The following is a 21,956-nucleotide window of genomic DNA, read 5'->3' on the forward strand; positions in this document are numbered from 1 at the left end:
CGCTGCAGTAGAACGCCAGACCCTTAAAAGCAGAAACGGGCTGATACGAGAACGAATCCTCGTATCAGCCCGAAAACAGGCCTAGCGATCGCGTTTAGTACTGCGGGTGGGAGCCTGTCAGCACGGCGCGTTTCTCGTCGCCTTCGCTGGCGGCGCGGACCTCGCCGAGCACCCACGCATCGACGTGGCGGGCAGCCAGGATGGCCAGGGCGCGATCGCGGTCTTCCTCGGCAACGACGGCGGTCATGCCGACGCCCATGTTGAAGGTCTTCTCCATCTCCTCGTCCGGGACCTGGCCGACGGACTTGATGGTGCGGAAGATCGGACCTGGGGTCCAGGTGTTGCGGTGCATCTCTGCGACAAGGCCCTCAGGAATGATGCGTTCCATGTTGCCTGCCAGGCCACCGCCGGTGACGTGGCAGAACGTGCGGACCTCGCACTCGGCGGCCAGTTCTAGGCAGTCGAGTGCGTAGATGCGGGTTGGCTCGAGAAGTTCCTCGCCGAGCGTGCGGCCCAGCTCTTCCATCTCGGCGTCCAGGGGCAGGCCGGCGCGCTCGAGAAGCACGTGGCGGGCCAGGGAGTAGCCATTGGAGTGCAGGCCAGACGATGCCATACCGATGATGATGTCGCCCTCGCGGACCTTTTCAGGACCAAGCAGTTCCGAGGCCTCAACGACACCGACTGCGGTTGCGGAGACGTCGTAATCGTCCGGCTCCATCACGCCGGGGTGTTCAGCGGTCTCGCCGCCGAGCAGCGCACAGCCAGCCTGGACGCATCCCTCGGCGATGCCGCCGACGATTTCAGCGACCTTCTCCGGCACGACCTTGCCAATAGCGATGTAGTCCTGCAGGAACAGCGGCTCGGCACCACAGACGACAAGATCGTCTACGCACATTGCGACGAGGTCGATACCGATGGTGTCGTGCTTGTCCATCGCCTGCGCAATGGCCAGCTTGGTGCCCACGCCGTCAGAGCCTGCTGCCAGCAGTGGCTCCTTGTACTTGCCCAGCGCGAACAGGCCGGCGAAGCCGCCGAGGCTGCCACGAACCTCAGGACGGGTGGCGCGCTTGGCGTGCGGGGCGAACAGTTCGACGGCCTTATCGCCGGCCTCGATGGATACGCCGGCGGCCTCGTAGGAAACTGGGGTCTGCTCAGTGGTCATTAGGCTTCAGCACCTTTCTGGATGCGTCGGACAAGGTCGGCGTTGGGGTTACCGTCGGGCAGCCCCAGGGGGTATTTGCCTGTAAAGCAGGCGGCACAAAGGTTGTCTTCGTGTTGGTTCGTGGAGGCGATCATGTCGTCGATAGGCACGAACGCGAGCGAGTCCGCCCCGATCATGGTGCGGATCGACTCCGCGATCGCCTCATCGGAATCAGTACGGCCGTGGTTGGCGATGAGTTCGCCGGGGCTTGCGAAATCGATGCCGTAGAAGCACGGCCACTTCACCGGCGGCGACGCGATACGCACGTGCACCTCGGCGGCGCCGGCTTCGCGCAGCATGCGGATGAGTTTGCGCTGGGTGTTGCCGCGCACGATGGAGTCGTCGACAACGATGAGCTTCTTGCCCTCGATGACTTCGCGCACCGGGTTCAGCTTCAGGCGCAGGCCCAGCTGACGCAGGGTGTCCGACGGCTGAATGAAGGTGCGGCCGACATAGGCGTTCTTCATCAGGCCCTGCTTGAACGGGATGCCGGACTCTTCCGCGTAGCCGATGGCGGCGGGGGTGCCGGATTCGGGCACCGGCATCACCAGGTCGCCGTCCACCGGGGTGACGCGGGCGAGACGGCGGCCGATCTCGATGCGCGACAGGTTGACGGTCTGGCCGTCGATGATGGAGTCGGGGCGGGCGACGTAGACGTACTCGAACACGCAGTGCGCCTTCGGGGTCTCGGCGAAGCGTTCGGAGTGGACGCCCGCGTTATCAATCGCCACAAGCTCGCCCGGCTCGATATCGCGCACGAACGAGGCGCCGACGATGTCCAACGCACACGTCTCGGAGGCGATCACCCAACCGCCGTCGAGGCGGCCCAGCGACAGCGGGCGCACGCCGTGCGGGTCGCGCGCGGCGTAGAGGGTCTGGCCGTCGGTGACCATGAAGCAGAATGCGCCTTCGACGCGTGGGAGGAGTTCCCGTGCGGCGTCGAGAAGCGTCTTGTCCTCAGTAACCAGATCCGCCAGCAACGCAGACACCACAGCGGTGTCTGAGGACGAGCCCTGTCCGTCCACGCCCGAAGCGGGGATGAGCTTGCGCTCGATCGCTTCTTCTTCGAGTTCCTTGAAGTTCACCAGGTTGCCGTTGTGCGCCAACGCAATGTCGGTGCCATTGGGCGAGGTGCGGAACATCGGCTGGACGTTTTCCCAGGAGTTCCCGCCAGCTGTGGAGTAGCGGGTGTGGCCGATCGCCACATCGCCCTGCAACGCCTCCAGGACAGGTTCGTCAAAGACCTGGCTGACCAGGCCGGTGTCTTTAAACACCACGACGTTGTCCTTGTCGCCTACGGCAATGCCGGCGCCTTCCTGGCCGCGGTGCTGCAGCGCGAACAAGCCGAAATAGGTCAGCTTGGACACGTCCTCGCCCGGTGCCCAGACACCGAACACGCCACATTCGTCGCGTGGTTCGTCGTTGTTCTCGAAGTTGGTCTTCCCCGTGGGGCTCTTCGTATGCACGACAAACACTGTATCCGAGGAATGTCAGCGGAGGGCAATTACTGGAAGACCCGCCGCGATCTCGCCTGCACGCGATCCGGAAGCATCCACGTTGCCTTGCGCGAGTTCTTCCTCGAAGGTGGTTAAACCAGTGGCCAGTCGCATCCAGGTGCGGGGATCCATCTCCACCACGTTTGGCGGCGTGCCGCGGGTGTGGCGTGGGCCTTCGACGCATTGCACGGCCACAAATGGGGGCACGCGCAGTTCCACGGAGTGGCCGGGGAGTTCTTCGGCGAGGGTGCGCGCGGTTCGTCGACAAGCATTTGCAATCTCGCTTCTCGACGACTCCTCGTCCCCCTCAATCCATGCTTTGACCGCATCGACGGCCTGGCGTGTCAGTATCGGGTCCTGCTTTTGCATCATGTGGACCCATATTAAGGTGTCGGCATGCCCAATTCCCATGTAGTTGCTACCGAACGCTCCCCTCGCGTCACCCTGCGGTTTATGGCCTCCCCCACCGATGTGCTCCACTACGGCGCACAGGGTGTCTCCGGTGGTCGCGTGCTGGAGTGGATCGATAAGGCCGCCTACGCGTGCGCCGCCCAGTGGTCCGCCACCTACTGTGTGACCGCGTATGTGGGCCACATTCACTTCACCCGCCCGATCCCTTCGGGCCACATTGTGGAGGTGCGCTCGCGCATCGCCATGACGGGGCGATCCTCGATGCACATTGTCAACGAGGTGCTTTCCGCCGACCCGCGCGAGGGCGTGTTCACCCGCGCCTGCGACTGCCTGGTCATTTTCGTGGCAAAGGATCCGGACACGGGCAAGTCCATGCCTGTGCCGACATTCGTTCCGACCAACGCCGAGGAGCGCCGCGTGGCCGAGGCCGCGAAGTCGCGCATCGACCTGCGCAAGGCCATTGAGGCGGAGATGGAGTCGCAGACATACACCGACGACTCCACGGCGCAGCGCATCGTGCACCGCTTCATGGCGAAACCAACCGATGTGAACTGGGGCGGCAACGTCCACGGTGGCACCGCCATGGAATGGATCGATGAGGCCGGCACGGCCTGCACCATGGAGTGGTCTGGCGAGCGCACCGTCGCCGTCTACGCGGGTGGTATTCGCTTCTACCACCCGGTGCACATCGGCGACCTGATTGAGGTGGATGCGCGCATCACCCGTACGGACGCGCGTTCCATTCACACCTCAGTGCACCTGCGCGCGGGCGACCCGCGTGGTGGCCGCGACAACTTGAAGGATGCGATCCACGCGACGTTTACCTACATCGGCATGGATATCGACGGCACCCCGCTGCCGGCACGTAAGTTCACGCCGGTTACGGATGAGGACAAGCGCCTCTGGGATCACACGCAGACGCTGAAAGACCTGCGCGCACAATATGAGCCGGTGCCCATTGTGGAACAGGCACCGGCTATGCAGCGGACGGACTAGACGGCCGCGTTCGGCGCGGTTGCGGCTGCGAAGTGCGACGGCATGGTCGCAGCCCATGCATCGGCAAGCTCCTGCACGGAGATTTCTTCGCCGGCGACGCGCAGGACACCGTCGCCAGTCGTGTCGCCAAGCACTGCGACCGGGATGCCGGCCGCGGTAGCACGCTCGACCGCTGCTTCTGCGCGGTCGCGGGAGACTGCTACGAGCACGCGGGATGCGGACTCGGAGAACAGCGCGGTAAACGCGTCCTCGTGGACGCCTTCGAGGTTCAACTCAGCGCCCTTCTTGGAGCCGAGCAGCATCTCGAACACAGCCTGGGACAGGCCGCCCTCGGACAGGTCGTGTGCTGCTGCTACACCGGCTGCGTTGCCGCCGAGGAACTGCGCGAGGCGCTCCTCGTTAGCAAGGTCCACCTGCGGCGGAAGGCCCGACAGGCCAGCGCCGGAGATGTCCTGCCACACGGAACCGCCGAACTCGTCCTTGGTTTCGCCGAGCAGGACCAGGGTGTAGTCCTCCTCATCTGCGGGCAGGGCGTGCGGGATTGCCTGGGCAACGTCCTCGATGACACCGAGCACACCAACAACCGGGGTCGGCAGGATCGGGGTCTCGCCGGTCTGGTTGTAGAAGGAGACGTTGCCGCCGGAGACCGGGATTTCCAGTTCGGCGGAGCCGTCTGCCAGGCCGTGGACTGCTTCGCGGAACTGCCACATCACGTCCGGGTTCTCCGGGGAGCCGAAGTTCAGGCAGTTGGTTACTGCGAACGGGGTGGCGCCGGTGACGGCGACGTTGCGGTAGGCCTCTGCCAGTGCCAGGCGTGCGCCCATGTTCGGGTCCAGGTAGGTGTAGCGGCCCGATGCGTCGGCGGAGATAGCAACGCCGCGGTTGGTCTCCTCGTTGATACGCAGCACACCGGAGTTGGCGTACTTGGCCTGCACGGTGTTGCCGCGCACGTAGCGGTCGTACTGTTCGGTGATGAAGTCGCGCGAGCACAGCGCCGGGGAGGCGACCATCTTCAGCCAGGTGTCCTTGATGGTTGCCTGCTTATCGACGACACCACCGCCCTGCACCTCATCCAGCCACGCCGGACGTGCGTACGGGCGTTCGTAGACCGGGCCCTCGTCAATCGTTGACGGCGGCGCGTCCACCACGAGTTCACCGTTGTGGAATACCTGCAGGCGGTCCTTGTCGGAGGTGACCTCGCCGATGACGGAGGCCAGCACGTCCCACTTGGCGCAGATTTCCATGAACTTATCCACGTCCTCCGGAGCCACCACGGCGCACATGCGCTCCTGGGATTCGGAGGCGAGGATCTCTGCGGCGGACATGTTCTCAGCGCGCAGCGGCACGTTGTCCAGGTTGACGGTCATGCCGCCGTCGCCGGATGCAGCCAGCTCGGAGGTGGCACACGACAGGCCACCGCCGCCGAGGTCCTGAATGCCTTCGACCACACCTGCGGCGTAGAGCTCGAGGCAGCACTCGATGAGCACCTTCTCTGCGAACGGGTCGCCCACCTGGACTGCTGGGAGCTTGCGCTCTTCGCCTTCCTCGAAGGTAGCGGAGCCCAGCACGGACACGCCGCCGATGCCGTCGAGGCCGGTGCGGGAGCCGAACAGGATGACCTTGTTGCCGGTACCGGACGCGAACGCGAGGTGGAGGTCCTCCACCTTCAGGGTGCCCACACACAGGGCGTTGACCAGTGGGTTGCCGGCGTATGCGGCGTCGAAGACGGTCTCGCCGCCGATGTTCGGCAGGCCCAGGCAGTTGCCGTATCCGCCGATGCCGTGGACCACGCCCGGCAGGACACGCTTGGTGTCCTCGGCGTCGATCGGGCCGAAGCGGAGCTGGTCCATCACAGCGATCGGACGGGCACCCATGGCCATGATGTCGCGGACGATGCCGCCAACGCCGGTGGCCGCGCCCTGGTAGGGCTCGACGAAGGACGGGTGGTTGTGGCTTTCCACACGGAAAGTCACGGCGTCGCCGTCTCCGATGTCCACCACGCCGGCGTTCTCGCCGATGCCGGCGAGGATCTTCTTTTCCATCTCCTCGGTCATGGTCTGACCGAAGTAGCGCAGGTGGGTCTTGGAGGACTTGTAGGAGCAGTGCTCCGACCACATCACGGAGTAGAGCGTGAGCTCTGCGTCCGTCGGGCGGCGGCCCAGGATGGCCTTGATCTTCGCGTATTCGTCATCCTGCAACCCGAGTTCCGCGTACGGCTGCTCAAGGTCAGGGGTGTCGACGGCGTTTTCAACAGTGTCGTTGTGCACAGTCATGGTCTTTTACGCTCCGATCTTCGAAATCGCGTCGATGGCGGAAGTGAACAGGCCCAACCCGTCGGTGGACGGCCCGGTGAGCGTCTCAATCGCGTGCTCCGGGTGCGGCATGAGCCCCACAACGCGGCCGGTTTCGTTAGTCACGCCGGCGATTGCGTTGATGGAGCCGTTGAAATTGTCGGTGTAGCGGAAGACCACGCGGCCTTCCTTCTCCAGCGCCTCGATGGTTTCCGGGGACGCCTGGAAGCGGCCTTCGCCGTGCTTGGCGGGCACGTAGATGCGCTCGCCCAACTGGCTGGTCCATGCGGTGTCAGTGTTGGCTACCTCGAGGTAGGTGTCCACGCAGTGGAAGTTCAGGCCCTGGTTGCGGGTCAGCGCGCCCGGCAGCAGGCCGGCTTCGGTGAGGATCTGGAAGCCGTTGCAGATGCCAAGGACCGGCATACCCTTCTTCGCGGCCTCCACAACAGCGCCCATCATCGGGGCCTGCGCGGCGATCGCGCCGGAGCGCAGGTAGTCGCCGTAGGAGAAGCCACCCGGGACGACAACGGCGTCGACGCCAGTCAGGTCGTTGTCGGCGTGCCAGAGTTGCTTCGGCTCGGCACCGGCGAGGCGGACGGCGCGCAGCGCGTCAACGTCGTCGAGGGTGCCGGGAAAAGTAATGACTCCGATAGTTGCGCTCATCGCACAACCTCGAAGTCTTCAATCACAGTGTTAGTCAGGAGGGTTTCCGCCATGCGCTGCAGCTCGGCGTCGGTGACGGAGTCGTCCACCTCGATCTCGAATCGCTTGCCTTGGCGGACGTCGGTCACCCCCTCGACACCGATGCGGCCCAGTGCGCGCAGCACCGCCTGACCTTGGGGGTCAAGAATTTCGGCCTTGGGCATGACATTGACGACGACTCGTGCCATGAGAATCCTTCACATTTCGGGAGGTTGATCGACCTTTGCGGTACGGCAGCGAGTATATCGGACGGACAGACGCGTCCAGCAATATCGGATGACCGGCTACGTTAAGGGAATGTTTCGGGCTCGTCTGCTGTGGTTGGTGCTGGTGTCGTCGTTAAGCATCGCGCTTGTGCCACATGCTGAGGCGGTGGTGATCAACGAGGTCTACGGTGGCGGCAGCAATGCGCAGGCGCCACTGAACGCGGACTTTGTGGAACTGTTCAACCCCACCGGTCAGGACGTTTCAATCGACGGCTGGGAGCTGGAGCAGTTTTCCGCCAAGGGCAACTCCGGCACGGTGGTTGAGTTGTTCGGGGTGGTGCCGGCGGGTGGGTATTACCTGATCAGCGGGGTTTCCGGCGAGACGGGAGCCGATCTGCCGTCACCGGACCGTGAGGCGGCGTTTAACTTTTCTGCCACGAGTGCGGTTGCGGTGCTGCGCAACGCGGACGGCGAGGTAGACCGCGTGGCTTGGGGTGACACGCCACCCCATCTTGCAGAGGGAGCGCCCGGCGAGAAGACGACGAACCAACTGTCCATCCAGCGCGTCACCGATGGCGCGGATACTGACAACAACGCCGCCGATTTCCGTGCGGGTGCCCCCACTCCGCGCAATTCCGGCATCGCACAGGCAGACCCGCGTGTGCTGACCATCGCGGAGATCCAGGGCACCGGCGCGACCACGCCATATGAGTCATCGACCGTGATCACCACCGGCGTGGTCACGGCAGTCTACGACGAGGGCGGCAAGCGCGGCTTCTTCATGCAGACGGGCGGATCCGGCCAGCCGAAGCAGCCGGGGGACGCCTCGGACGGCATTTTCGTGTTCGTGGGCAAGCAGGGCCGCTATCCCGCCCACGGCGATTCGGTGCGAGTGGAAGGCACGGCGAAGGAGTTCTACGGCCAGACCCAGATTTCAGCGAGCAGCATCTCGCTTCTCGACGACCCCCTGCCCGCCCCAACGCCCATCCCCCTCGATGCCCTACCGGCGGGCGACGCGGCCCGCGAGCCCTACGAGGGCATGCTGGTCAGGCCCGGCGCCTACACCGTGACCGGCAATTACAACCTCAGCCAGTACGGCACCGTGGGCCTGGCGCCGGGCGCCGAGCCCCATTTCTGGCCCACGGAGAAGACCCGCCCCGACGCCAATCAGGTAGCGCGGATGAGCGCGCAGCAGGCGGCGGAGTTCGTCAACCTCGACGACGGACGCACCCGCAACTACGCCAAAGAACGCGACGTGCCACTGCCGTACATTTCCCCCACGAGGTCCATCCGCACATTCGACACCGTGGCCTTCCAACAAGATGTGGTGGTGGGCTACAACAACGGGGATTGGACGTTCCAGCCGTTGCGCCCAATCACCGGTCAAACCCGCGCCGAAGATCTACCGATCACCTGGGACGATTCCCGCGCAGGCATCCTCGATGCGCCAGCGAAGGTACGCGGGGATTTGTCCATCGGGTTTTTCAACGTGATGAATTACTTCACCCACTTCCCCGACATCGACCCGGAGCACGGCTGCACGAACTGCCACCTGTTCCGCGGCGCGCACGATGCGCAGGCCCTCGCGCTGCAAGAGGCGAAGCTGGTCAACGCGATCAACCAGCTCGATACTGCGATCCTCGGCCTGTCGGAGGTGGAGAACACCGCCCGCACCACAGGCGATGCCGCCCGGCGCGACGAGACGCTGCAGCACTTGGTCGATGCGCTCAATGCTGCGGCGGGGGAGGATCGGTGGGCGGTGGTGTCGTCGCCAAGCGAGCTTGGCACTCGCGAAGACGCGATCCGCGTGGCGTTTATTTACCAGCCGGCGAAGGTGCGTCCGGTTGGGCAGTCGCGCATTTTCGACGACTCCACGTTCACCGGCATCGCCCGCCAGCCGCTCGCCCAGGAGTTCGCGCCTGCCGCCGGCGGTGACCACATTGTTGCGGTGGTGAATCATTTCAAGTCCAAGGGCACAGTCTCGCGTAATGACGACGCCACCGCCGACGGCCAAGGCAACAACGCCCGACTCCGCGCAGACATGTCGCGGACGCTGCTGGAACACCTCGACATGCAAGACGACTGGCACGGCCTACCCACGTTCCTCATTGGCGACTTCAACGCCTACTCCCAAGAAGACGCGATCGCCGTGCTCAACGACGCCGGCTACGCCACGATCCCGCAGGAACGCCCGTCGTATCAGTACGACAACAAGGTGGGCTCACTCGACCACGTGTTAGCCAACGATGCCGCGATGGACCTCGTGAAAGATTCCCTGGTGTGGGCGATCAACAGCGACGAACCGCTCATCGACGAGCCCGGGACCCCATTCCGGTCCTCCGATCACAATCCGGTGAAGGTGGGTTTCGACGCCACCAGCTCACAGTCGTTGTCGTACCTCCGCGCCGGGTGGATTGTGGGCGCGGTGTTGTTGATGGCACTGCTCGCAGCACTGGTTCTTCGTCCGAAACAGATTGAAAACAGTTTCCAATAGTGATTGAATACCGCGTATGCAAAATCGTTTTCAGGCCAAGACCCTTGCCACGCTGGCTGCAGTCACTCTTGCAGGCACCGCGCTGACCGCATGCTCTACGGAGTCCGAAGACGCGGCCGAAGGTTCCGGCATCATCGCCACCACCGGGGTGTGGGCAGATGTTGCCGCCGCCGTGACCGGGGAGGACGTGGATGCGATCATCACCGGCGACGCTGTAGACCCGCACCACTTCGAGCCGTCCGCCAAGGACCTGTCTCGTATCAAAGAGGCAGCGACGGTCGTCGCTAATGGTGGCGCCTACGACGCGGCCTTGTACACCGTCGCGGAGCAGGACCGCATCGTGCACGCCATTCCGCTGCTCGACCACGCAGAGCACGATCACGAGCACGCCCACAGCGATCACCTGCCGGAGTCCCTCGACGAGTTGGAGCACGCCTGGTTCGCACCGTCAAAGGTCCGCGAGGTAGCCGATGCGGTGGCGCAGCGTACCGGTGGGGATGCTGGGGTCGTCGATACGCGAATTGCTGCAATCGAGGAGAAGCTCGCTTCCGTGCCGCACGTGCACATCGGCATGACCGAGCCGATCGCCGCCGGGCTTGTATGGGGCACTGAACTGCACGACATCACCCCGGAGGAGTACGTCAAGGCCAGCCTGAACCACCAGGAGCCGTCTGCGGCTGCGGTGTCGGCGTTTTTGAACCAGATCAAACAGGGCGATCTGGACATGCTGTTTGTGAACCCACAGAGCACCAACAGCGCCACCGAGCGGTTGGCCGCTGTCGCGCAGATGAAAAATGTCCCCATTGTTGAGATTCGGGAGACTCCCCCGGCAGGCGAGAACTTTCTCGACTACTTTGAGAAGATCGTGGACCAAATCGTGGAGATCGCCAACAACGCCGAGCCGAGCTTCCACCACCATTAGTCAGGACATACACATTTGATTGCTGAGCTACGCGGCGCCGCCGTCGACCCGTTGTGGTCGGGCCTCGACCTGACCATTGAACGCGGCGAATTCATCGCGGTGCTCGGCCCCAATGGGGTGGGCAAATCCACCCTGTTGGGCACGTTCATGGGAACCCGCCGCCTCACGCACGGCTCGGCGGAAGTGCACGGCCGCATCGGGTTTATCCCGCAGCAACACATGTTCCCCAAAGACCTCCCCGTTCGCGGGCGTGACCTGGTCAAACTTGCAATGGGGAAAGGTACAAAACCAGAAGACGTCGAGGCGCAGCTTGCCTCCGTGGGCGCGCAATCGTTTGCCGACCGCCGCGTCGGCATCCTCTCCGGTGGGCAGCAACAGCTCATCCGCCAAGCACAAGCCTTCGCGCAGGATCCGGAGCTTGTGCTTGCCGACGAACCCCTGCTCTCCCTCGACCCCGCCCGCGCACGCGACACCGTCACGCGACTGGCAGAGCACCCAGCTGCCGTGGTGTGCGTGACGCACTCCATCAACCCGGTGCTCGACGTGGTGGACCGAGTGCTCTACATCGGACCTGAGGGCCACGTCATCGGGCCCGTGGCCGAGGTGATGCGCTCGGAGGTGCTTAGCGAGCTCTACGGCACACGAGTAGACGTTGTGGAAGTAGACGGACGGATGGTGGTCCTGTGAGCACGTTTATCGCCGATACCTCGTACCTGCTGAGCCAAGACTTCATCCAAACCACACTCATCGCATGTGCGTTTCTGGGCATCCTGTCCGGCGTGATGGCGCCACTGATCGTGCTGCGCCAGATGTCGTTTTCGGTCCACGCCACCTCTGAGCTAGCACTCATGGGCGCATCCGCCGCGCTACTGTTCGGCCTCAACGTCGGATTCGGCGCGGTCGCGGGTGCGATCGTGGCGGCGCTGGTACTCGCTGCGCTGGGACTCAAGGGCCAACAAGACTCCGCTGTGGGCGTGGCGATGAGTTTCGGCATGGCCCTATCCGTGCTGTTTATCCACCTCTACCCCGGCAACTCCAACCGTGCGCTGGCACTTCTGACCGGCCAGATCGTGGGTGTGTCCGCCCAGAACGTGATGCTGTTGGCGGCAACCACGGTTCTGGTCGCCGTCGCGGTTGTCGTGTTGTGGCGCCCGTTGCTGTTCGCCTCCGCGGATCCGGTGATGGCAGCCGCGTGCGGTGTCCCGGTACGCACGATGGCGCTGGTGTTCGCGGTGCTGGTCGGCATCGCCTCCGCACAGTCGGTACAGATCGTCGGCGCACTGCTGGTCATGTCGATGCTGATCACACCCGGCGCGGCCGCCGCCCAAGTCACCGCCAACCCGGTACGAGCGGTATGGCTGTCAATCCTGTTCGCCGAGGTTTCCGCGATCGGCGGCATGGTGCTCTCGCTCGCCCCTGGTGTGCCGGTGAGCGTGTTCGTGGCGTTTATCTCGTTCGGCATCTACCTACTGTGCCGGGCGATCGCTTACCTGAAGGCGCGGTAGTCGGCAGGTTTTGCGCCAGACTCGATAGCCGCAGCCGCCGCGGCGAGGAAGTCGCGGCGCACCTTCTTCTGCCCCAACTCACGCCCGGACACGGACAGGCGGATCGTGTTGCCTTTCTCCGCGCCGCGCCCGGCGGCCTTGATCACGTTTCGGCGCCACCACTTCGCCGCACCGTAGCCCTCACCCACCGACAGGTTGCGGGCCTGAGCAAACTCTCCGCGAGCCAGCCGGTAGATCCCCTTCGTCGACGCCGCGACCACAAACCCGAACTCCCCCATCACCTCAAGCGTGCCCTCGGACATGCGCCAACGCGGCGGGGCAAACATGTCCAGGTCGAAGCCCAGCGCGGCCATCTGACGGGTCGCCCCCTTTAAGCGCAGCCGTGCTTCGTGGGCACCGAGGGTGGCAAACTCACTGCGCCGGCCCTGCACCGGCTGGTCGAACCCGTTGAGCAGCAGCGCGCGATCATCGCGCTGCTCTGCAAGCCAACCCCTGGTGGTGGTGTCTTTGGCCAGGTGCCAGGTGGCGTCGATATGCGGCGCCACAAGCAGCGACACCGGCACGCTTTCCTTATCCAGGTCGCGCACCATGCTTGTCACGTCGTCCAAGGTGGCGTCGAAGATGGACGAGATAGAGACAAGCAGGCTGCCGGGCATAGCCGGGATTATCGCACAGGTTCGTCGACTGCGCCCGACTTCACCAACGTCCACGCGTACTCAAACGCGGTCTGCTTCCACTTCGCGTAGCGGCCCGATACGCCGCCGTGTCCTGCGGACATTTCGGTCTTGAGCAGGATCTCGCCACCGGTGGCTACCTCGCGCAGTTTTGCCACCCACTTCGCGGGCTCTACGTAGAGCACACGGGTGTCGTTCAGGCTGGTAATCGCCAGAATGTCCGGGTAGTTCTGCGCCTTGACGTTCTCGTACGGGGCGTATGTAGCCATGTAGTCGTAGACGGTGACGTCGTGGTACGGGTCGCCCCATTCCTCCCACTCGCCGACGGTCAGCGGCAGTTCGGGTTTCAGGATGGAGGTCAGCGGGTCCACGAACGGCACGATCGCCTGGATGCCGGCGAACTTCTCCGGGGCCATGTTCGCCACCGCACCCATGAGCAGGCCACCTGCGGAACCGCCTTCGGCGACCATCTGCTCGTGCGTGGTCAGCCCCTCGGCCACGGCGGCGTCGGCGCACGCGATGAAGTCGGTGAACGTGTTCACCTTGTGCAGCATCTTGCCGTTGTCGTACCAGCCGCGGCCCATCTCACCGCCGCCGCGCACGTGGGCGCACGCCCAGATCATGCCGCGATCCAGCAGCGACAGCCTCGCTACAGAGAAGCCCGGGTCCATCGACGCCTCATACGAGCCGTAGCCGTACAGCAAAAGCGGCGCAGGGCCTGTGACATCCTTGCAACGCACCACGGATACCGGCACCTTCGCGCCATCCTTCGCGGTGGCCCACACGCGGAAGGCCTCGTAGTCGTCGGCGTTGTAGCCGCCTTCGACTTCCTGTTCCTTCAGCAGCGTCATCTCACCGGTCGCCACCTCATAATCAACGACCTGCGACGGCTGCGTGTACGAGGAGTACACGATACGCACCACCGGCGCGTCCCACTCCGGGTTGCCGCCGAGGCTCGCGGTGTAGAGCTCCTCAGAGAACTCAAGCTCGGTGAACTCGCCGAAGCCATTGCTTAGCGACGACACCGCCAACCGCGGAATCCCTCCCCGGCGATACCCCATGAACATGAAGTCGCGGTACGTATCGATGCCCTCGATACGCATCGAATCGGAGTGCTCCACCAGCACGTCCAGGTCGCGCAGCGGTGGCAACTCACCGACCGGCGTGGTGGCCACACAGAAGTTCGGCCCGTGGGCATTGTGGGTGATCACCCACTGCTCTTTACCGTCCACCACGCAGTAGTCCGGGTGGTACTCAATGCCGGACTCGCGCGGCCACAGCACCTCGAACTCACCGGTCGGATTGTCCAAATCCAGCACCCGGTACTCCGAGGTCAGCGAAGAGGACGTCACAATCATGAGGAACCGCTCCGCGCGGTCCGCCCCCACACCGACGCCGAATTTCTCGTCCGTCTCTTCGTAGATCAGCACGTCGTCTTCGGCCGGGGTGCCCACCTTGTGGCGCCAGACCTGGTGGGGGCGCCAAGCGTCGTCCACGCGCACGTAGAACAGGTACTCTTCGCCGGCCCAGGTGGCGCCGTAGAAGATGTTGTCGAGGCGGTCGTCGAGAAGCTCGCCCGTCTCAAGGTTCTTAATGCGCAGCGTGAAGCGCTCGTCGCCTTCAGTGTCGTAGGAGTAGGCCAACAGACGACCGGTCGTGGCCACCGACGAGGCGCCCAGGGAGAAGAAATCGTGGCCTTCTGCCAGTTCGTTGATGTCCAGCAGGACCTGCTCGTCCGCCATGTGGTCGTTGACCTCGGGCGGTGTCCACGGCTCGTCACGCGTCGGCACACGGCAGGAAATGCCGTAGTTTTTGCCCTCAATGGTGCGGCCGTAGTACCACCAGTCGCCCTGGCGCTGCGGCACGGACATGTCCGTTTCCTTGATGCGGGACTTGATCTCGGCGTAGATGTCGTCGACAAGCCCGGACCACGCGGCGGTCTTCGACTCCGTGTAGGCGTTTTCAGCTTCGAGGTAACTGATTACCTCGGGGCTTTCTTTGTCCCGCAGCCACTCGTAGTCGTCGACAAAGTCGCGGCCGTGGAACGATCGTGTAATCGGGTGCTTCGCAGCTTTCGGAGCATTCATGCCCAGAAAGCCTACGCGTGCTCCCCCGGCCATTCAGAGAAGCGTCGGCCACTCAGGCGCTCGTACGCCTCGATGTAGCGGTCGCGGGTGGCTTCCACCACGGATCCCGGCAGCTCAGGCGGCTGCACGCCGTCGGCCGGATCCCAACCGGACTTCGGGCTTGTCAGCCAGTTGCGCACGTACTGCTTGTCAAAGCTCGGCTGGGTCGCACCCTCTTCGTAGCTGTCCGCCGGCCAGTAGCGGGAAGAGTCTGGGGTGAGGACTTCGTCGGCAAGCACAAGCTCACCGTTTTCGTCCAAACCGAACTCAAACTTGGTGTCCGCCAGGATGATGCCCTTGGTCTCCGCGTACTCGGCGGCACGGGTGTAGACATCCAGCGTTGCCGCACGCAGGCGCTCAGCCAGGTCAGAACCAACCTTGTTGGCCACGAACTCAAAGGTGACGTTCTCGTCGTGGTCGCCCTGCTCCGCCTTGGTCGCCGGGGTGAAAATCGGCTCAGGCAACTTCGATGCCTCAGTTAGGCCCTCCGGCAGTTTCACGCCACAGACGCGGCCAGTGGCGTCGTATTCCTTCTTGCCAGAGCCGGTGAGGTAACCACGCGCAACGCACTCGAAGGGCACCATGTCGAGCTTCTTGACCGCCATGGCGCGACCGAGGACCTCTTCGGGAATGCGCTCGTCGTCAATCGGCCCCGCAAGATGGTTCGGGACATCGCCGAGCAGGTCGAAGAAGAACATCGACGTTGCGGTGAGGATACGCCCCTTGTCCGGAATGGCCGGCTCGAGCGAGAAATCGAACGCCGAAATACGGTCGGATGCCACCATCAGCAGCGTGTTGTCATCGACTTCGTAAATTTCGCGGACCTTGCCGCCGGCGAGATGGGCATAATCAGAAAGCTCTGGACGCATGCGCGTTAGTATATTCCCCGTGATCAAACGCGCGACTGCAGTCCTACTCCCCCTCGTTTTGGCTGCGTGCGGCACCCCTTCGGAGTTCGCTGGCAACATGCCAGCGTTTGAACCAACCCGCGACGGCACCACATTGTCCTTCGGCGACACCGCCCGCGTGGTCACCGAGGATGTGAGCTTCCACGTCCCCGTGCAGTGGGACGTCACCGTCGGTGCCCCCAAAACGCGGCGCGCTCCACGCAGCGCCGAGCAGGCAAACATGCTCGTGTGTTTCCCCGTCACGTTCACCCCGGTTGCGGTGGGTGAGTTCCCCGTGGACGTCACCGTCACGCTGCCGAAGCTCACGCCTATCGACGACACCCTCACCGCCAACACCGCCAACCCCGAATACTGCGGCGAAAGCGCCCTCACCGGCTACACCCCGGACCTCACCGGGCCCCAGCACGGCTTCGTCGCCTCCTGGTCCGGCACCGCAGACCGGGGTGTAGTAGGCACCGGCGTCGAGGTCAGCACCCGCGACGCCACTGTGACCTTTACTTCCCCCTAGAGGATCTCGCCCGGGGTGTAGTTCGCAGCCTCCGGGTGCGCATCCACAACCTCTTGCACGCGTGCAAGCACACGATCCACCTGCGCCTCGGCAGCGCCGATGAACGCGTGGCGGTCCTCGAGCGCCTTGTCCAGTGCTGCCTTGTCCAACGGAAGGCGATCGTCGTTAGCCAAACGCTCCACAAGGTTCTGCTCCGCGCCGCGCTCGCGCATGTCCAGCGCCATAGCGACGGCGTTTTCCTTGATCACCTCGTGTGCGGTCTCACGGCCGACGCCGGCGCGCACCGACGCCATGAGGATGCGGGTGGTGGCAAGGAACGGCAGGTAGCGGTCCAGCTCGCGGTTGATCATGGCCGGGAACGCGCCGAACTCGTCGAGCACGGTCAGCATGGTTTCCAGCTGGCCGTCAATGGCGAAGAACGCGTCCGGCAGCGCCACGCGACGCACCACGGAGCAGAACACGTCGCCCTCGTTCCACTGCTGGCCAGCAAGGTCGCCAACCATGGTGAGGTAGCCACGCAGGATGACCTGGAAGCCGCCGACGCGCTCGCAGGAGCGTGCGTTCATCTTGTGCGGCATCGCCGAGGAACCAACCTGGCCTTCCTTGAAGCCCTCCGTGACCGTCTCGTTGCCGGCCATGAGGCGGATCGTGGTGGCCAGCGACGACGGGCCTGCACCCAACTGCACCAGCGAGGACACCACGTCGAAGTCGAGCGAGCGCGGGTACACCTGACCCACCGAGTCAAAGACGCGGTCGAAGCCGAGACCTTCTGCGATGCCCTGCTCGAGCTGCGCCAGCTTGGCCTCGTCGCCACCCATGAGATCCAACATGTCCTGCGCGGTACCCATCGGGCCCTTGATGCCGCGAAGTGGGAGCCGATCCAGCAGTTCCTCAATCCGTTCGATGGCCACCAGGATCTCATCGGCAGCAGAGGCGAAACGCTTGCCCAGCGTGGTGGCCTGCGCCGCAACATTGTGGGAGCGTCCAGCCATGACCAGGGACTTGTACTCGCCAGCGCGGTTGCCCACCGCCTTGAGCAGCGCGACCGCCTTGTCGCGGGTCAGTTCCAGCGCCTTGCGCACCTGGAGCTGCTCCACATTTTCGGTCAGGTCGCGCGAGGTCATCCCCTTGTGGATCTCCTCGTGGCCCGCCAGCGCATTGAACTCCTCAATGCGTGCCTTCACGTCGTGGCGAGTGACCTTCTCGCGCTGCGCGATCGAGTCCAGGTCGACCTTGTCGATGACCTTCTCGTAGTCCTCGATAGCGCCCTCGGCGACCTCGACACCGAGTTCCTTTTGGGCCTTGAGCACTGCGATCCACAGTTGGCGCTCAAGGATGATCTTGTGCTCCGGAGCCCACAGGGTGGCCATCTCCGGGGAGGCGTAACGGTTGCTCAGAACATTGGAATTATTCGGTTTCACGGCATTTATCCTAGGGAAATAGCGCCTTCGATGGCGGGGCGGGCGATGTCTTTGCGGTAGAAGGATCCGGGCAGTTCGATGCCCTCAATGATGCGGTACGCGTTGTCCACGGCCTCCTTGAGCGTTGCGCCATTGCCGACGACACCAAGCACACGGCCACCAGACGCCACATACTTGCCGTCCGCTTCCTTGGTGCCTGCGTGGAGGACCTTCGTCGGGTCATCGAGTGCGTCGCCGGTGATCACACCACCGGTCTTTGCGGACTGCGGGTAGCCCTCGGCAGCCAGCACCACCATGGCGGCGAACCCCTCGCGCCACTGCAGCGGCTCGATCTCACTCAGGCGACCTTGTGCGACGGCCAGCAGCACCTCCGCCAGCGGGGTCTCCAACAACGACAGCACGGCCTGGGTTTCCGGGTCACCGAAGCGGGCGTTGAACTCCACCACCGCCGGGCCTTCCGGCCCCCACGCGGCACCGATGTAGAGCAGGCCCTGGTACGGAATGCCACGGTTGACCATTTCGGTGGCCACGGGGCGGGCGATGTCGTCGACAAGCACCTGCACCCCGTTCTCCGGCAACCACGGCAGCGGCGCGTACGCACCCATGCCACCGGTGTTCGGGCCTTCGTCATTGTCGTAGGCACGCTTGTGGTCCTGAGCGGGCAGCAGCGGCACGACCGTTTCGCCGTCGACGAGGCAGAACAGCGACACCTCCGGGCCTTCAAGGAAGGACTCGAACAACACCGGGTTGCCGGCCTCAATGACAGCTTCCGCGTGTGCCTTGGCCTCGGCACGGTCCTCGGTGACCACAACGCCCTTGCCTCCAGCAAGGCCGTCGTCTTTGACCACGTAGCGCGGGCCGTACTCGTCAAGCGCTGCCTCGATGGTGTCGGCGGATTCCACGCGGGTCGCCGTCGCCGTCTTCACACCAGCTGCCGCCATGACTTCCTTGGCAAACGCCTTCGAGCCCTCAAGCTGCGCGGCCGCCTTCGTTGGTCCGAAGACGGGGAAGCCGGCGTCGATCAACGCGTCGGCTGCACCCGCAACCAACGGCACCTCAGGTCCGATGACCACGAGTTCCGCGTCGATCTCACGGGCGAGCGACACAATATCTACTGGGGACGACACGTCGAGCGGACGCACCGTGGCCAGGCGGGACATACCCGCGTTACCCGGCGCGACAGTGAGCTCATTGCCGTGCATTGCATGGAGAAGGGCGTGTTCCCGGCCGCCCGAACCGATGACAAGGATGCGCATGCGATCCAACTTACCGGTAGCGTCGGAGACTATGAGCACTGTATTCAGCAAAATTATTGCAGGCGACATCCCGGGCCGAATTGTGTACCAGGACGACAAGGTCGCAGCCTTCCTCACCATCGAACCGGTCGCGTACGGCCACACGCTGGTCGTTCCCATCGAAGAGATTGACAAGTGGACCGACATCCCGGCGGACCTGTGGGCGCACATGAATGAGGTGGCGCAGAAGGTCGGACGGGTTGTCGTCGATAAGTTTGATGCGCAGCGCGCGGGCTACCTCATCGCAGGATTCGAGGTCCCCCACGCCCACATCCACGTCTTCCCCGCCAACGACATGTCCGGCTACTCGCTGGCCAGCGCAATGCGTGCCGACGAAACCGACGCCGCCAAGATGGACGCCGCCGCCGACACCATCCGCGAAGGCATTAAGCAGCTGGAAGCGAAATAGTAAACGTCGAGCCCTCGCCCGGCGCCGTATCGACAACCACGGTGCCGCCGTGGGCCTCGATCAGCGACTTGGTAATCGCCAGCCCCAGACCCGAGCCACCGCCCGAGCTGCGGTTGCGCGACGCATCCGCGCGGTAGAAGCGCTCGAAAATATGCTCGGCGTCCTTCTGTTCCATGCCGCAGCCATTATCCGCAATGTCGAGGACCACACGGTCCAGGTTGTGCCGGATCGTGATGGTCACCTCTGCATCCGGACCCGCGTGCTTAAAGGCGTTAGTGACCAAGTTGACCACTACCTGGCGCAGCCGGCCGGGATCCCCCACCACGACAGGGACGTCTGGGGTGTCCTTGACCACGTCCACCACCCGCTCTGGGTAGGCGGCGTGCATCGAGTCCTTCACCGAAAGCGCAAGCTCGAGCACATCCACCTCCTGCTTCTCCAGGCGGGAACCCTCCGCACGGGTTAGCGCCAGCAGGTCCTCGACGAGCAGCTGCATACGCGCGGACTCTTCATCGATCTTGCTCAGCACCATTTGCGGGTCATCCACCATGCCCTTGCGGTACAGCTCGGTGTATCCGCGCACGCTGGTGAGCGGTGTACGCAGTTCGTGTGAAGCATCGCCAACGAAGCGGCGCATCTGCTCTTCCTGCGCTTTCGCATTTTCCAGCGATTCTTGCAAGCGGCTCACCATGGTGTTCATGGCAAACGACAGACTGCCCACTTCTGTCTCACGTGGCCAAGCGGGCACTCGCCTGTCGGTATCGCCTCCGGCGATCGCCAGAGCGGTGTTTTCCACAATCTTTAACGGAGCCAACGCACGTGCCACAAAGTAGTTACTTGCAATGCCAATGCCGACGAGCACCAACGCCCCAACCAGCGCCTCAATCTGTGCCAGGGAGCGCAACATCCGGTACTCCGACTCCAGCGACTTCGCCACATACTGCACGGAGCCGTCGGACTGCTCCGTGGCAATGGCACGCCAGCGCTTCACAGTCGTCGTATTTGGGTCGCTGAGATCAGAAGTGATCGTGACCAACTGTCCGAAGTCAGTCGTTTTGATCTGGCTCCAATCTGGCGAGTTGACCTCCCCCGGGCGCGACACCATCACGCCCCGGTCCGGGTACAGCCTGGATTGGGTGAACTCACTCGGCAGGTTCCAAGGGTTGAACTGCCACACCGGCCCCTGGTGCGCCCACGTATCCAAGCCTTCCCGCAGCTGGTCGTCTGCACGATCCAGCAGCAGGTTGCGCATGAGGAAGTAGATCAGCACGGAACTCAGTGTCGTACCGATCACGGAGATGACCATCACGGTGGTGACAAGTTGCCGCTTCAGTGGCTTCTTTGTCGGCCCCGTAAATAAGGAATACGCCATAACGTTGCGAAAGGCCTACTGGCGTGGGGTGCGCAGCACGTAACCGACACCACGGACCGTGTGGATCAGCGGCACATCGCCCGTGTCTACCTTGCGGCGCAGGTAGGAAATGTAGGACTCGACCACGTTGCCGTCGCCGCCGAAGTCGTAGTGCCACACGTTGTCCAGGATCTTCGCCTTGGACACGACCACCTCAGCGTTGAGCATGAGGTAGCGCAGCAGGTTGAACTCCGTCGGGGAGAGCTCGACGATCTCGCCGGCTTTGGTGACCTCGTGGGTGTCGTCGTTAAGCGTCAAGTCCGCATAACGCAGAGTGGAATCCTGGTTCGAATCGTCCACCACGTTGCCGCGCCGCAGGATCACACGCAGGCGCGTGATCACCTCTTCGAGCGAGAACGGCTTGGTCACGTAATCATCCGCGCCAATGGTCAGGCCGTGGATACGGTCCTCCACGGCATCCTTTGCTGTCAGGAACAGCACCGGACTGTCAAGTCCTTCTGCTCGTAGCTTGCTGAGCAGCTCAAAGCCGTCCATCTCCGGCATCATCACGTCCAGGATGTACGCATCCGGGCGGGAGGTGCGCGCCAGCTCGAGGGCTTCCGCACCAGAGTTGGCGGTCTCCACATCAAAACCCTGGAACTTCAGAGACACCGTCAACAGTTCGACGATGTTCGGCTCGTCATCAACAACCAGCACTTTGAGGTTCTGCGAGTCAGCCATGGTTTGTGTTCTCCTTAATTTTTGCGGCAATCATGCACTTGCCACGATTAAACAACACAACGCTGTACGTCGCCTGTGTACTTGCTGCCCAAGGTTGAGCAAGTCGATCTTTGTTCGCCAAAGAAAGTGCCCCCTCGCCGATACGTATCGACGAGGGGACCCACGAGCTGGAGACGAGACTTGAACTCGCAACCTACGCATTACAAGTGCGTTGCGCTACCGATTGCGCCACTCCAGCAACGCGCTAGATCTTACACATAGCCCGTGGTCGCGCGAAAACCGCCAAGCCGATAGTGTGG

The 21,956-nt window shown here is 63.7% G+C and carries 20 protein-coding genes and 1 tRNA gene; 7 read left to right on the forward strand and 14 right to left on the reverse strand.

Annotated features, from left to right (window positions below):
* Positions 1–94 precede the first annotated feature (94 nt).
* The 3 genes from purM to CCOY_RS10035 are packed head-to-tail and all read right to left on the reverse strand — an operon-like array spanning position 95 to position 3,069.
* Complete coding sequence (purM, locus tag CCOY_RS10025; protein ID WP_070771839.1) at positions 95–1,162, reverse strand: phosphoribosylformylglycinamidine cyclo-ligase; 1,068 nt, start codon at positions 1,160–1,162, stop codon at positions 95–97.
* A complete protein-coding gene (gene purF, locus CCOY_RS10030; protein ID WP_070422524.1) occupies positions 1,162–2,676 on the reverse strand; it encodes an amidophosphoribosyltransferase in 1,515 nt (504 codons plus the stop codon). The genes purM and purF overlap by 1 nt, the downstream gene beginning before the upstream one ends.
* Positions 2,677–2,691: 15 nt before the next feature.
* Complete coding sequence (locus tag CCOY_RS10035) at positions 2,692–3,069, reverse strand: sterol carrier family protein (RefSeq protein WP_092100607.1); 378 nt, start codon at positions 3,067–3,069, stop codon at positions 2,692–2,694.
* A gap of 24 nt (positions 3,070–3,093) precedes the next feature.
* Between CCOY_RS10035 and CCOY_RS10040 the strand changes: the two genes are divergently transcribed.
* Positions 3,094–4,104, forward strand: a complete 1,011-nt coding sequence (locus tag CCOY_RS10040) for an acyl-CoA thioesterase (RefSeq protein ID WP_070614438.1) — start codon at positions 3,094–3,096, stop codon at positions 4,102–4,104.
* Here the strand turns inward: CCOY_RS10040 and purL are convergent.
* Genes purL through purS form a run of 3 tightly spaced genes read right to left on the reverse strand, consistent with a single transcriptional unit; the run spans position 4,101 to position 7,285 of the window.
* Complete coding sequence (purL, locus tag CCOY_RS10045; protein WP_092100610.1) at positions 4,101–6,377, reverse strand: phosphoribosylformylglycinamidine synthase subunit PurL; 2,277 nt, start codon at positions 6,375–6,377, stop codon at positions 4,101–4,103. The genes CCOY_RS10040 and purL overlap by 4 nt on opposite strands.
* A 6-nt stretch (positions 6,378–6,383) precedes the next feature.
* Positions 6,384–7,058: a phosphoribosylformylglycinamidine synthase subunit PurQ gene (gene purQ / locus CCOY_RS10050; RefSeq protein WP_070450214.1), complete on the reverse strand. Its 675-nt coding sequence runs from the start codon at positions 7,056–7,058 to the stop codon at positions 6,384–6,386.
* Positions 7,055–7,285, reverse strand: coding sequence for a phosphoribosylformylglycinamidine synthase subunit PurS (gene purS / locus CCOY_RS10055; RefSeq protein ID WP_070816113.1), 231 nt, complete (start codon positions 7,283–7,285; stop codon positions 7,055–7,057). Before purS ends, purQ begins: the two co-directional genes overlap by 4 nt.
* Positions 7,286–7,394: 109 nt before the next feature.
* Between purS and CCOY_RS10060 the strand changes: the two genes are divergently transcribed.
* The 4 genes from CCOY_RS10060 to CCOY_RS10075 are packed head-to-tail and all read left to right on the forward strand — an operon-like array spanning position 7,395 to position 12,224.
* A complete protein-coding gene (locus CCOY_RS10060) occupies positions 7,395–9,797 on the forward strand; it encodes an ExeM/NucH family extracellular endonuclease (protein ID WP_092102817.1) in 2,403 nt (800 codons plus the stop codon).
* 16 nt (positions 9,798–9,813) lie between these two features.
* On the forward strand, positions 9,814–10,719 hold the full coding sequence (locus CCOY_RS10065) for a metal ABC transporter solute-binding protein, Zn/Mn family (RefSeq protein ID WP_092100612.1): 906 nt from the start codon (positions 9,814–9,816) through the stop codon (positions 10,717–10,719).
* 15 nt (positions 10,720–10,734) lie between these two features.
* Entirely contained in the window at positions 10,735–11,406 is a 672-nt protein-coding gene (locus CCOY_RS10070) for a metal ABC transporter ATP-binding protein (RefSeq protein ID WP_092100614.1), read from the forward strand.
* A complete protein-coding gene (locus CCOY_RS10075; RefSeq protein WP_092100616.1) occupies positions 11,403–12,224 on the forward strand; it encodes a metal ABC transporter permease in 822 nt (273 codons plus the stop codon). The genes CCOY_RS10070 and CCOY_RS10075 overlap by 4 nt, the downstream gene beginning before the upstream one ends.
* On the opposite strand, the gene CCOY_RS10080 is transcribed toward CCOY_RS10075, so the two are convergent.
* From CCOY_RS10080 to CCOY_RS10090, 3 genes are read right to left on the reverse strand one after another with little or no spacing between them, the layout of a single operon-like run.
* Positions 12,206–12,880, reverse strand: coding sequence for a DUF2334 domain-containing protein (locus CCOY_RS10080; RefSeq protein WP_092100618.1), 675 nt, complete (start codon positions 12,878–12,880; stop codon positions 12,206–12,208). The two genes, CCOY_RS10075 and CCOY_RS10080, sit on opposite strands and share 19 nt — an antisense overlap.
* Before the next feature lie 8 nt (positions 12,881–12,888).
* Positions 12,889–14,985: a S9 family peptidase gene (locus CCOY_RS10085; protein WP_092102820.1), complete on the reverse strand. Its 2,097-nt coding sequence runs from the start codon at positions 14,983–14,985 to the stop codon at positions 12,889–12,891.
* Positions 14,986–14,996: 11 nt separating this feature from the next.
* Positions 14,997–15,893: a phosphoribosylaminoimidazolesuccinocarboxamide synthase gene (locus CCOY_RS10090; RefSeq protein ID WP_092100620.1), complete on the reverse strand. Its 897-nt coding sequence runs from the start codon at positions 15,891–15,893 to the stop codon at positions 14,997–14,999.
* A 19-nt stretch (positions 15,894–15,912) separates the two neighbouring features.
* Here CCOY_RS10090 and CCOY_RS10095 point away from each other — a divergent pair, with 19 nt between their 5' ends.
* A complete protein-coding gene (locus CCOY_RS10095; RefSeq protein ID WP_070771831.1) occupies positions 15,913–16,440 on the forward strand; it encodes a hypothetical protein in 528 nt (175 codons plus the stop codon).
* On the opposite strand, the gene purB is transcribed toward CCOY_RS10095, so the two are convergent.
* Together purB and purD are read right to left on the reverse strand one after the other, a co-directional pair.
* Positions 16,437–17,861, reverse strand: coding sequence for an adenylosuccinate lyase (gene purB, locus CCOY_RS10100; protein ID WP_256388296.1), 1,425 nt, complete (start codon positions 17,859–17,861; stop codon positions 16,437–16,439). The genes CCOY_RS10095 and purB overlap by 4 nt on opposite strands.
* Before the next feature lie 5 nt (positions 17,862–17,866).
* Positions 17,867–19,117, reverse strand: a complete 1,251-nt coding sequence (gene purD / locus CCOY_RS10105) for a phosphoribosylamine--glycine ligase (protein ID WP_092100623.1) — start codon at positions 19,115–19,117, stop codon at positions 17,867–17,869.
* 31 nt (positions 19,118–19,148) lie between these two features.
* On the opposite strand from purD, the gene CCOY_RS10110 reads away from it, so the two are divergent.
* Positions 19,149–19,565: an HIT family protein gene (locus tag CCOY_RS10110; RefSeq protein WP_070614427.1), complete on the forward strand. Its 417-nt coding sequence runs from the start codon at positions 19,149–19,151 to the stop codon at positions 19,563–19,565.
* Here CCOY_RS10110 and CCOY_RS10115 read toward each other — a convergent pair.
* From CCOY_RS10115 to CCOY_RS10125, 3 genes are all read right to left on the reverse strand, one after another.
* Positions 19,543–20,937: a sensor histidine kinase gene (locus CCOY_RS10115; protein WP_070568768.1), complete on the reverse strand. Its 1,395-nt coding sequence runs from the start codon at positions 20,935–20,937 to the stop codon at positions 19,543–19,545. The two genes, CCOY_RS10110 and CCOY_RS10115, sit on opposite strands and share 23 nt — an antisense overlap.
* Before the next feature lie 15 nt (positions 20,938–20,952).
* Complete coding sequence (locus CCOY_RS10120; RefSeq protein ID WP_070422508.1) at positions 20,953–21,657, reverse strand: response regulator transcription factor; 705 nt, start codon at positions 21,655–21,657, stop codon at positions 20,953–20,955.
* Between the two features lie 165 nt (positions 21,658–21,822).
* Positions 21,823–21,895, reverse strand: a tRNA-Thr gene (locus tag CCOY_RS10125).
* Between the last annotated feature and the right edge of the window lie 61 nt (positions 21,896–21,956).

The organism is Corynebacterium coyleae (assembly GCF_030408635.1).
GTDB classification, from domain to species: Bacteria; Actinomycetota; Actinomycetes; order Mycobacteriales; family Mycobacteriaceae; genus Corynebacterium; species Corynebacterium coyleae.

Excerpts from the sequence above, each read along its gene's own strand:
- CCOY_RS10035 (WP_092100607.1), bottom strand. The coding sequence starts at position 3,069 with ATGATGCAAAAGCAGGACCCGATACTGACACGCCAGGCCGTCGATGCG.
- purD (WP_092100623.1), bottom strand. The coding sequence starts at position 19,117 with ATGCGCATCCTTGTCATCGGTTCGGGCGGCCGGGAACACGCCCTTCTC.
- CCOY_RS10080 (WP_092100618.1), bottom strand. The coding sequence starts at position 12,880 with ATGCCCGGCAGCCTGCTTGTCTCTATCTCGTCCATCTTCGACGCCACC.
- CCOY_RS10110 (WP_070614427.1), top strand. The coding sequence starts at position 19,149 with ATGAGCACTGTATTCAGCAAAATTATTGCAGGCGACATCCCGGGCCGA.
- purQ (WP_070450214.1), bottom strand. The coding sequence starts at position 7,058 with ATGAGCGCAACTATCGGAGTCATTACTTTTCCCGGCACCCTCGACGAC.
- CCOY_RS10040 (WP_070614438.1), top strand. The coding sequence starts at position 3,094 with ATGCCCAATTCCCATGTAGTTGCTACCGAACGCTCCCCTCGCGTCACC.
- CCOY_RS10060 (WP_092102817.1), top strand. The coding sequence starts at position 7,395 with ATGTTTCGGGCTCGTCTGCTGTGGTTGGTGCTGGTGTCGTCGTTAAGC.
- CCOY_RS10085 (WP_092102820.1), bottom strand. The coding sequence starts at position 14,985 with ATGAATGCTCCGAAAGCTGCGAAGCACCCGATTACACGATCGTTCCAC.
- CCOY_RS10065 (WP_092100612.1), top strand. The coding sequence starts at position 9,814 with ATGCAAAATCGTTTTCAGGCCAAGACCCTTGCCACGCTGGCTGCAGTC.
- purS (WP_070816113.1), bottom strand. The coding sequence starts at position 7,285 with ATGGCACGAGTCGTCGTCAATGTCATGCCCAAGGCCGAAATTCTTGAC.
- purM (WP_070771839.1), bottom strand. The coding sequence starts at position 1,162 with ATGACCACTGAGCAGACCCCAGTTTCCTACGAGGCCGCCGGCGTATCC.
- CCOY_RS10120 (WP_070422508.1), bottom strand. The coding sequence starts at position 21,657 with ATGGCTGACTCGCAGAACCTCAAAGTGCTGGTTGTTGATGACGAGCCG.
- CCOY_RS10090 (WP_092100620.1), bottom strand. The coding sequence starts at position 15,893 with ATGCGTCCAGAGCTTTCTGATTATGCCCATCTCGCCGGCGGCAAGGTC.
- CCOY_RS10115 (WP_070568768.1), bottom strand. The coding sequence starts at position 20,937 with ATGGCGTATTCCTTATTTACGGGGCCGACAAAGAAGCCACTGAAGCGG.
- purL (WP_092100610.1), bottom strand. The coding sequence starts at position 6,377 with ATGACTGTGCACAACGACACTGTTGAAAACGCCGTCGACACCCCTGAC.